Source organism: Flintibacter muris (assembly GCF_943192995.1).
In the GTDB taxonomy this organism is placed as follows: Bacteria; Bacillota; Clostridia; order Oscillospirales; family Oscillospiraceae; genus Lawsonibacter; species Lawsonibacter muris.
This window is the reverse complement of sequence record NZ_CALPCP010000024.1, coordinates 53,324-62,319: the sequence shown is the minus strand read 5'-3', so window position 1 is coordinate 62,319 and position 8,996 is coordinate 53,324. Positions and strand designations below refer to the sequence as shown.

Below are 8,996 nucleotides of genomic sequence, written 5' to 3'. Positions count from 1 at the left end.
AATCTGCTCAGGCGGTTTGCATGATTGCCGCTTTTCGCACTTTGTTAAAAAGGCTTTAGCCTATTGGTACAGCTTCTGAGAGTTGGCGAAGGACGGCCAGCCGCTTAACAAAATCGCTCCCTTGCTGTAACAGAATGGAGGAAACTATGGATCTTATGCCCGCTGTTGTACAGGCTGTTCCTGGCAGCGATTTTACCGTCTATGCATACTGTAATGACAGAGCGGTTCGGCTGGTAGATGTCAAACCGCTGATTTCCTTGGGGGGCGTGTTTGCGCCGCTGGCAGACCTGGATTTTTCCGAGAACGGCTGACTGTTTTAAATGATACGGTCGCATGGGATATCGCCGGAAACCGGGACACAACGGCCTGTGTTGACCTGGACGCAGGGTAAATTTTTGTGGAGGCTCCGATTGTCGCTGATCCTTTGGAAGGCAAAAGAGCCGGTTAGGAGGACAATATGGACATTTTAAAGGTATCCTGCCCTGGAATCGAAAATGGAAAATTCCACATTGACCACACCGGCCGGGGGGCGGATCGTTCCCCGGAGCTGGTGCTGGAAAATCTGTCCCCGGAGGCCAAAGCCTTGGCAGTGGTCCTGGAGGACATGAGCCACCCCATAAAGGGCTTTACCCACTGGGTGGCCTGGAACCTGCCCGCCTCGGACAAAATCCCGGGTGCTGTTCCAGCGGGGAAGACGATCCCGGGAGGCGGGGTGCAGGGGGTGGCCTACGGTCTCCACCGCTACGCCGGCCCCAAGCCGCCCCGCCGGATGCAGCATACCTACCGCTTTACCGTCTATGCCCTGGATTGCGTCCTGGACCTGCCCAGCGGGGCGCGGAAGAAGGCGTTCCTCCGGGCAGCGGAGGGGCATATTCTCCAAAGCGGAAGCATTTCCGGGAAGTTCGAATAAACTATATGTATTTGCTATAAATTAGCGGGGGAATTGTCCCTCAATGCAATCAACAAGAAAATGGATGGCTGAACAACCAGCCATCCATTTTGTCTCAGCTCCAGGGCGCCATCTCGAACCGCACAAAGTACCCCTGGGGGTGGCGGCAGACAGGACAGTGGGCGGGGGCGGCGGTGGCGGTATCCACAAAGCCGCAGTGCAGGCACATCCACTGTACCTCCACCTCGGAGAAAAACAGCTGGTTCTTCTCCATCAGATCGGCGAACCTCCCGAAGCGGTCGCCGTGGGTCTTCTCCACCCGGGCGATGTTCTCAAACAGCTTGCCCACCAGGGGGAAGCCCTCGCTCATAGCTGTCTTGGCGAAGTGGTCGTAGTCGTGCTCCCACTCCTGGTACTCGTTGTGCTGGGCGGCCCGGAGGTAGTCCAGCACTCCAGAGTAGATGTCCACCGGGTAGGTGCCGTCCACTTTGACGGTCTGGCCGGCGCAGTCCTCCAGGGCGGAGTAGAACTGCTTAGCGTGGACCCGCTCCTGCTCGGCGGTGAAGAGGAACACCCCCTGGATGACGGCCAGCCCCGCCTTGTTGGCCACCCCAGCGGCAATGGTGTAGCGGTTGCGGGCCTGGCTCTCCCCGGCGAAGGCCCGCATCAGGTTTTCCCGGGTCTGACTGTGGCGAAAGGCGTCGGTTTTGTCGGACATATGAAACCCTCCTAGCGCGGTAATTTTGGATTCCCGCCCGGCTGGGCGGGAATCTGAGTATCGCTTGTGGGTTCAGTATGCCCTAAACACAGCCGCTTATCCGGCGTTGACGGGAATTTTGTTGTCGCCGTACTGCACGTAGTCTACCTGGCTCAGGTCCAGAGGCTGGTCAAAGGGGATGTAGTTCCGGAAAACACCTGTGGGCTCACCGGTGATGGGCAGGGTGACGGGGCTGGACTGAATGTACTGCCGCATTGCGTCATAGTCCTGGGCCTCAGAGAAGAACACAGTACCATCCTTCAAAACGATCTTAATATCCCCAAAGGCAGGGCCGATGTTGTCATTAACAGGCAGGGAGCAGTCAACGCGGTAGGTCAGGCTCAGGGGTGACAGAGACAGGGACTGGATGGTGTTGGTGTAATCCAGCAGCTCGTCATGCCAGGTGAGTCCTTCGGCGTCCAGACTGATTGTCTGGGATTGGAAGCTGAGGCCAAAGTCAAAGATGAAGTCTCCGGTAAAGATGGGGGTGTATTCCTTGTCGGGCGACTGGATCCACAGGCCGGAAATGGTGAGGGTTTTGGACACACCGTCGTTAAATTTAAGGTCTGTTTCCCCCTCCAGGGTGCAGAAGCACAGAACAAACTCTTTGCGGTTGTCAGTAGGGTCGTCGTCGGTAAGGATGGTTCTTACCTGATTGTAGCCGAATTCCATATAAGAGCCCTCCGGGGATTCCAGGGTGGCAGGGAGCTGATAATAGCCCTGGGTGTCACCGTCCAGGTCAGGTAAAGCGGTCCCTGCCGGGACCTCTACCCGCAGACGGATGTAGTAGATGTTTTCGTCCGCGATCACGGCCAGCGGTGTGATGGTCGCGCCGTTTTGGGTGACGGCGGCGGGGAGCTGGGCGGCAGTCTCACCGGCGACGTGTCCCAGCTGATCGATGGCATCCAGCTGGCCCTGGGAGAGGGAGCCGTCCTCGGCGGCGAAGAAGTCCTGGAACAGCTCTCCGGCTCCGAACATTCGGCCCGCCGCCAGGGCGGAGACGGACAGCGCCGCCACAACCGCCGCCGCAATAAGCAGCCGGGCGGGCTTAAACCGCTTGGCGGTTCGGTTGGGTTTCAGGTCCATTGGTTCCACGTTATTCATATTTTTGATGTTGTTCATTGTAATCTCCTTAATCCGCGACGGGGAATAGGGGGTCCTCCCGTCTAACTCCAGGTTTTCCGCCGGATACCGGTCCAGCAAATCGGAAATATTACGCTTCATGGAGATAGCCCTCCCTCGTCAGTATTTGTTTCAGCTTCATCCGGCCCCGCCGGAGTTTGGTTTTTACTGTGGACTCGTTCAGACCCATAAAGTCTGCGATTTCCTGTACGGTCTGAGTGTAGTAGTAGTGGCGCAGAAAGATTTCCCGGTCCGGGTGGGGCAGGGTGTCCACCGCCTGACGGACCAGCCGCCGCTCCTCCGCCCGCTCAAAGTCGCCGGGAGGATCGTCCGGGCCGGGAATATCCAGGGCGTTTTCCTCCAGGGGCAGGTCCCGGCCCATCTGACGCAGGCGGTTTTTGGCCTTGTTCCGTGCCACCGCCGCCAGCCAGCCTTGTACCAGCCCGGGGCGCAGGGCCCCCGGCTGCCGCCAGGCAGCCAGGAATACGTCGGATACCACCTCTTCCCCGTCCTCGGGGGGCATGGCGTTCCGGAGAATGTTCCACACCACCGTGGAGACATAGGGGAGATAACGCTCCATCAGTGCCTCCAGCCCGGCGGGATCGCCGGAGCGTATTTTCTGCAAGATCACTTCATCCCGCATACTGAATCACCTAACCTTGTTTGAAAGCCGCTTTCACTTATACTATCACAAACCGGGGGCATTTGGTTTCACCAGAACCCCTTGCTTTTTTTGTCAAGGAGAGTATAATAGGGCTAACGAGGGGGTGTCTTGTCACCCTGACATAAGGAGGCTTTCCCTATGAAAGCGAAAACAAATTTGACCATGCTGTGCGACTTCTACGAGCTGACCATGGCCAACGGCTATTTCCAAACCGGCTTACAGGACCGCATCTGCTACTTTGACGTATTCTACCGCTCCGTCCCCGACAAGGGGGGCTTTGCCATTGCGGCCGGCCTGGCTCAGGTGGTGGAGTACATTCAGGAGCTGTGCTTTGACGAGGAGGATGTGGCCTATCTGCGCACCAAGGGCTGCTTCAGCGAGGAGTTTTTGTCCTTCCTGCGGGAGTTCAAGTTTACCGGCGACATCTGGGCCGTCCCCGAGGGCACCCCGGTTTTTCCCAACGAGCCTATCCTCACCGTCCGGGCCCCTGCTATCCAGGCCCAGTTTATTGAGACCTTCCTTCTGCTCACTCTGAACCATCAGAGCCTGATCGCCACCAAGTCCAACCGCATTGTCCGGGCCGCTGAGGGCCGGCCGGTGGCGGAGTTCGGCTCCCGCCGGGCCCAGGGGTCGGACGGCGCTCTGCTGGGCGCCCGGGCCAGCTACATTGCCGGCTGTTCCGCCACCGCCTGCACCATGGCCGACCAGCGCTACGGCTCCCCTGCCACCGGCACCATGGCTCACTCCTGGGTGCAGATGTTCCCTGACGAGTACACCGCCTTCAAGACCTACTGTGAGCTCTACCCCAACAATGCCACCCTGCTGGTGGACACCTACAACGTGCTCCACTCCGGTGTGCCCAACGCCATCCGGGCCTTTAATGAGGTGCTGGTGCCCAGGGGCATCACCAAGTGCGGCATTCGGCTGGACAGCGGCGATCTCACATATCTGTCCCAAAAGGCCCGGGAGATGCTGGACGAGGCGGGCTTTACCGACTGTAAAATTGTGGCCTCCAACGCCCTGGACGAGTATATTATCCGGGACCTGGTCCGCCAGGGGGCGCGGATCGACTCCTTCGGCGTGGGTGAGCGGCTGATTACTTCCCGGTCTGAGCCGGTGTTTGGCGGGGTGTATAAGCTGGCCGCCATTGAGGGGGACGACGGGACCATTATCCCCAAGATCAAGATCAGCGAGAACGCCGCCAAGATCACCACCCCCCACTTTAAGAAAATTTATCGTATCTTCTCCAAAGACACCGGCAAGGCGGAGGCCGATCTGATCTGCCTTCACGACGAGGAGTTCGACTTCTCTCAGCCTTTGGAGCTCTTTGACCCGGACGCCACCTGGAAGCGGAAGGTGTACACCGATATTGAGGCCCGTGAGCTGATGGTCCCCGTGTTCCAGGCGGGCGAGCTGGTGTATGAGGTGCCCGACCTCCAGACCAGCCGGGCCTACTGCCAGCGCCAGGTGGACTCCCTGTGGGACGAGGTAAAGCGGTTTGAGAACCCCCATAACTACTATGTGGACCTGTCCCAAAAGCTGTGGGACATCAAGCAGACCCTGCTCAACAGCCACGAGATGAAATAAATTTTTCTCTTGCATATCCGAATGCAGCTATGGTATAATTAAGCCTGACCCAGGTAGAAAGTGCGCTGCCTATGGGTTTCACACAAAAAAAGAACCCCGGAGAGGTGCAACTCTCCGGGGTTTCGCTGTGGTTACCGTCCCTTGGGCCGTCGATCCATTTACAGATGCAAGATGCGATCACATTTGTGGCGATGGCCCGAATGAGTCCATGTGCGCTGCCCATAGGAATTCACCTCCTTCCCTTTAACAGGGCGGAGCGGGACGGCACATCGATTATACCAAGAACCGACAGCTTTCATAAGCAAAAGACAAGCCCCCGCCGTCTGGCGGGGGCCGATTTTTGCGTTTCGATCAGATCAGGCTCAGGACCAGGGTGATAATAATCCAGAGGATGGCCACCCACTTGGTCATCTTGGCCAGCTTGGCGTCCAGGCTTTTGGCCTTATTCTTGGACAGGAAGGTGTCCGCACCGCCGGCGATAGCTCCGGACAGACCAGCGCTCTTGCCAGACTGGAGCATAACCACAGCGATAACGGCCAGACCGCACAGGACCTGGATGATGGTGAGGATCAGATTCAGCATAGTTACTCGTTCCTTTCAAGGCCCCAGGGGCCATAATGTTACGGTTTCAGCCGGTAAACCCGGAAGCACCCAACAGCATACCACAATTTAGAACGGATTGCAAGAGGTTTCCCCAAATTTTCAGGGCAAATTTCTCATTTCCGCACTTTGTTCAAATGCTTATGAATACATCACTCTTTGACCCCTAAACCCAGCACTTTTTCCAGACAAACCAGCTGCACCCCTGGAATGCCGTTAAAATTACAAGGGACAATTCCCGCCTCCCAATAGCCCAGGCGGGCGTACAGTTTTCGGGCGGCGGTGTTTCGGGCATTGGTATCCATCCGCAGGCAGGGGCAGCCGTGGTCCAAGGCATACTGTTCATAAAACCGGACAAACTGCGTTCCGCAGCCTCTGCCGGACTGGGCGGGGTCTACAACCAGAGTATGCAGAACCATCACCTGTTCCGGAGCGAAGTCCGGAAACCGCCATGGCGCCACGCTGTACTCCGGAACCTGATTCTGGTCAATCTTGGCTGCCGCTGCAATGACTCCCTCCTGTTCCAGCACAAACAGCGTCCCTGCGTTGAGGGAGTCCAGGGCGGTTCTTTCAGTGGGGTACACCCCGCGAATCCAGCCGATATCGGCCCGCCCGTTTTCCTCCTCCGTCAAAATGCGGTCGTAAATAGCCGCAATCTGGGGGATATCCTCTAAAACCGCCTTTCGAATTATCTGCAAGGTTGTCCGCCTCCTTATCTGGTCAACAGCTTCTTCATACCCTCCTCCAGGCCGTCCACGGTGAGGGGGAACATGGGGAACTCCTGAGCAATGGTGTCGTAGGTCTGGGACCAGTAGGCTCCCCAATCAGGGCGGCGGCTGGGGTTGAGCCAGATGGTATGCCGGAACCGGCCCCGCAGCAGCCGCAGCCAGTCCATGCCGCACTGTGGGCCCCCTGAGTCCCGGCCCCTGCCGTAGTAGCCCCCCATCAGCTCGTAGGGGGCCATCTGGGCGTCGCCCACCAGAATCAGCTTGTAGTCCCCTGGGATGTTGGACAGCACCCAGTCGGTGAGTACGCTGTCCCGGGACATCAAGGTTGGGGCGTTATACAGCCGGTTATAGGGGCAGTTGTGAAAGTAGTAGACCTTTAGATCCTTAAAATGCCCCGACTTGGACACCGCCTGAAACAGGGCGGAACACAGCTGGGCGTAGTAGTCCATAGAGCCCCCGGAATCCATCAAAAGCAGTACCTTTACTGTATTCTCCCGGGGGCGCTTGTAGCGTACCTTGAGCACGCCGCCGTTATCAGCGGTATCTTTAATGGTATTGTCCACATCAAATTCGGTAGGGGGGAGGTCCACCAGCCCGGAGTACTGCCGCAGGTGGCGCAGGGCCACCTGGAACTGGCGGGTGTCCAGGGTGTTGTCCCGGCGAAAGTCCCGAAACTTCCGCTCTCCCGCCACCCGAAAGGCCCGGCGGTACATGGACTGTCCCCCCACCCGGATGCCCTTGGGGGACAGTCCGGAGTTGCCGAACATGGACATACCGTGGGTGCCTACCCAGTAGTTGCCGCCGTTGTGCTCCTCGTTCTGCTCCTCCATCCGCTCCTTGAGCATCCGCTCAATCTCCTCCTCAGAGAAGCCCATGTTTTTCAGGGCCTGGATTTCGTCCCAGTTGGCGTAGTCGGACAATACATCTGATTTATTCAGCCAGTCTAATAACTCTTTGGATACTTCCTGCTGGAAGGGAACATCCTTGAAATACTCCAAAAAGGTGCGGTCGAAGGCGTCAAAGTCCGCCTCGCTCTTTACCAGCAGGCAGCGGGCCAGATGGTAAAAACCGGTAAAGCTGGCATTGTGTAGATTTTTGTGCAGCCCATCCATCAGAGTCATCCACTCGGTGAGCGACACCTTCAGGCCGTTTCGCCGGAGCAGATATAACAGGTCCTCAAACACGGCTTCACCTTCCTTCTGCATCTTTGAACATTGTAGCGGTTTCCTGGAGAAAATGCAAGTCTATTCCCCCTTGCTTTTTGGGGCAGGGTTTAGTAGAATATCCATAACAGGTTATGGGTACTTGTACTTGAAAAGGAGTCGGCTATGGAGTATTTTGCTATTGGACTGTTTGCTGCGGCGGTGATTGGTATTCCTATTGCCATTTTGCTGCTCAACGACTACGGCAAGAAGCGGGGCTGCGGCCGGGGATGCGCCACCTGCGGAAACCGGGATATCTGCTACCGAAGCAAAACAAATAAGGCACAGGGGAAGAAATGACCCCTGTGCCTTCGCCTATTTATATTTCTGGCTCTCAGCCACCGCCAGCTGGTCGCAGCGGTTGTTGTACTCGTTTTCCCCATGGCCCTTCACCCAATGGAGGTTAACGGTATGCTTTTCGCACAGGTCCAGCAGACGGCCCCACAAGTCCGGGTTGAGGGCAGGCTTTTTGTCCGATTTTACCCAGCCCCTGGCCCGCCAGCCCTTGGCCCAGCCTTTGCCCAGACCGTCAATAACATACTTGCTGTCGGAGTACAACTCTACAAAGCAGGGCTCCTTCAGCGCCTCCAGGGCGGCAATCACTCCGGTGAGCTCCATGCGGTTGTTGGTGGTCTGGGCCTCCCCGCCGGACAGTTCCTTTTTGTGTTCCCCATACATCAGAATAGCCCCCCAGCCCCCGGGACCGGGGTTCCCGGAACAGGCGCCGTCGGTGTAAATTGTAACAGTTTTCATAGTTAATTCCTTACCTTTTCATCTGAAAAAGCAAATTTCTGTAGTCCCCCTCATCAGTCACGGCTTCGCCGTGCCAGCTTCCCCTTTAGGGGGAAGCTTTTTCTGCCTCTTCATGAATTGCAGAACAGACATGTTCAAACTCATTGTTCACCTCTAAATTGCGAAAGCGTATGACATGTATTCCATAGCCCTGCTGTAAATACTCCGTCCTGAAGCAGTCATATTCCAGCTCTTCCCCTGTATAGTGCTGTGAGCCGTCCAGCTCAACAGCCAGTTTGGCTTTAGCACAATAGAAACCTAAAATATACCTGTCAAATAGGACCTGACGGCGAAACTGAACCGGATATTTCCTCAAAAAATCATACCACAAGTGTTTTTCTTCCTTTGCAGCCTCTTTTCTTAATTGTTGAGACAGCTTCTTGATATAGTACGGTTTCATATCCCCGCTCCCCACAAGATAAGCCCTCTCCCTTACAGGGGGAAGGTGGCATTTGCGAAGCAAATGACGGATGAGGGTGGCTATATGGAGTAAACTTTCTCAAAGGTCCTTTCATATCCGCCTCAGTGCTCATGCTGGAATTCCTCTCTACAGAATAAAATCTTTTTATTCTTAATATATTTTCCCCAAACCCGCCCGCGCGAAATCGACGTCCGGTAATGATAAAAAGTGTCCCGAAGACATAAACGTACAGGT

Annotated in this window: 12 protein-coding genes; 4 read left to right on the top strand and 8 right to left on the bottom strand. The window is 56.4% G+C overall.

Translation table 11 applies throughout. The features are described 5' to 3' along the window. Window positions 1-146: 146 nt before the first annotated feature. Together NFS22_RS16160 and NFS22_RS16155 are read left to right on the top strand one after the other, a co-directional pair. Entirely contained in the window at window positions 147-311 is a 165-nt protein-coding gene (locus tag NFS22_RS16160) for a hypothetical protein (RefSeq protein WP_251318735.1), read from the top strand. Between the two features lie 146 nt (window positions 312-457). Next, on the top strand, window positions 458-910 hold the full coding sequence (locus NFS22_RS16155; RefSeq protein ID WP_251318734.1) for a YbhB/YbcL family Raf kinase inhibitor-like protein: 453 nt from the start codon (window positions 458-460) through the stop codon (window positions 908-910). 94 nt (window positions 911-1,004) lie between these two features. On the opposite strand, the gene rbr is transcribed toward NFS22_RS16155, so the two are convergent. The 3 genes from rbr to NFS22_RS16140 form a co-directional block, all read right to left on the bottom strand. Then, window positions 1,005-1,607: a rubrerythrin gene (gene rbr, locus NFS22_RS16150; protein WP_251318733.1), complete on the bottom strand. Its 603-nt coding sequence runs from the start codon at window positions 1,605-1,607 to the stop codon at window positions 1,005-1,007. Window positions 1,608-1,703: 96 nt separating this feature from the next. Then, window positions 1,704-2,870 (bottom strand): hypothetical protein, encoded by a 1,167-nt coding sequence (locus NFS22_RS16145; RefSeq protein ID WP_251318732.1) that lies wholly within the window; start codon window positions 2,868-2,870, stop codon window positions 1,704-1,706. Beyond that, entirely contained in the window at window positions 2,860-3,411 is a 552-nt protein-coding gene (locus tag NFS22_RS16140) for an RNA polymerase sigma factor (protein WP_251318731.1), read from the bottom strand. Before NFS22_RS16140 ends, NFS22_RS16145 begins: the two co-directional genes overlap by 11 nt. Window positions 3,412-3,570: 159 nt before the next feature. On the opposite strand from NFS22_RS16140, the gene NFS22_RS16135 reads away from it, so the two are divergent. Beyond that, window positions 3,571-5,019: a nicotinate phosphoribosyltransferase gene (locus NFS22_RS16135; protein ID WP_251318730.1), complete on the top strand. Its 1,449-nt coding sequence runs from the start codon at window positions 3,571-3,573 to the stop codon at window positions 5,017-5,019. A gap of 351 nt (window positions 5,020-5,370) precedes the next feature. On the opposite strand, the gene secG is transcribed toward NFS22_RS16135, so the two are convergent. From secG to NFS22_RS16120, 3 genes are all read right to left on the bottom strand, one after another. Further along, window positions 5,371-5,601, bottom strand: coding sequence for a preprotein translocase subunit SecG (gene secG / locus NFS22_RS16130; protein WP_251318729.1), 231 nt, complete (start codon window positions 5,599-5,601; stop codon window positions 5,371-5,373). 170 nt (window positions 5,602-5,771) lie between these two features. Then, window positions 5,772-6,317, bottom strand: coding sequence for a GNAT family N-acetyltransferase (locus NFS22_RS16125; RefSeq protein ID WP_251318728.1), 546 nt, complete (start codon window positions 6,315-6,317; stop codon window positions 5,772-5,774). 14 nt (window positions 6,318-6,331) lie between these two features. Beyond that, entirely contained in the window at window positions 6,332-7,531 is a 1,200-nt protein-coding gene (locus NFS22_RS16120) for a vWA domain-containing protein (RefSeq protein WP_251318727.1), read from the bottom strand. Window positions 7,532-7,675: 144 nt separating this feature from the next. Between NFS22_RS16120 and NFS22_RS16115 the strand changes: the two genes are divergently transcribed. Continuing rightward, complete coding sequence (locus NFS22_RS16115; protein ID WP_251318726.1) at window positions 7,676-7,849, top strand: hypothetical protein; 174 nt, start codon at window positions 7,676-7,678, stop codon at window positions 7,847-7,849. A gap of 15 nt (window positions 7,850-7,864) precedes the next feature. Here the strand turns inward: NFS22_RS16115 and rnhA are convergent, their stop codons facing one another. Continuing rightward, window positions 7,865-8,302 carry a ribonuclease HI gene (rnhA, locus tag NFS22_RS16110; RefSeq protein WP_251318725.1) on the bottom strand — a complete coding sequence of 146 codons (438 nt, stop codon included), beginning with the start codon at window positions 8,300-8,302 and terminating at the stop codon, window positions 7,865-7,867. Between the two features lie 85 nt (window positions 8,303-8,387). Beyond that, a complete protein-coding gene (locus NFS22_RS16105) occupies window positions 8,388-8,741 on the bottom strand; it encodes an endonuclease domain-containing protein (protein ID WP_251318724.1) in 354 nt (117 codons plus the stop codon). Window positions 8,742-8,996: the final 255 nt, after the last annotated feature.

Coding starts and splice junctions, on each gene's coding strand:
- NFS22_RS16160 (WP_251318735.1), top strand. CDS start 147: ATGGATCTTATGCCCGCTGTTGTACAGGCTGTTCCTGGCAGCGATTTT.
- NFS22_RS16155 (WP_251318734.1), top strand. CDS start 458: ATGGACATTTTAAAGGTATCCTGCCCTGGAATCGAAAATGGAAAATTC.
- rbr (WP_251318733.1), bottom strand. CDS start 1,607: ATGTCCGACAAAACCGACGCCTTTCGCCACAGTCAGACCCGGGAAAAC.
- NFS22_RS16145 (WP_251318732.1), bottom strand. CDS start 2,870: ATGAAGCGTAATATTTCCGATTTGCTGGACCGGTATCCGGCGGAAAAC.
- NFS22_RS16140 (WP_251318731.1), bottom strand. CDS start 3,411: ATGCGGGATGAAGTGATCTTGCAGAAAATACGCTCCGGCGATCCCGCC.
- NFS22_RS16135 (WP_251318730.1), top strand. CDS start 3,571: ATGAAAGCGAAAACAAATTTGACCATGCTGTGCGACTTCTACGAGCTG.
- secG (WP_251318729.1), bottom strand. CDS start 5,601: ATGCTGAATCTGATCCTCACCATCATCCAGGTCCTGTGCGGTCTGGCC.
- NFS22_RS16115 (WP_251318726.1), top strand. CDS start 7,676: ATGGAGTATTTTGCTATTGGACTGTTTGCTGCGGCGGTGATTGGTATT.
- rnhA (WP_251318725.1), bottom strand. CDS start 8,302: ATGAAAACTGTTACAATTTACACCGACGGCGCCTGTTCCGGGAACCCC.
- NFS22_RS16105 (WP_251318724.1), bottom strand. CDS start 8,741: ATGAAACCGTACTATATCAAGAAGCTGTCTCAACAATTAAGAAAAGAG.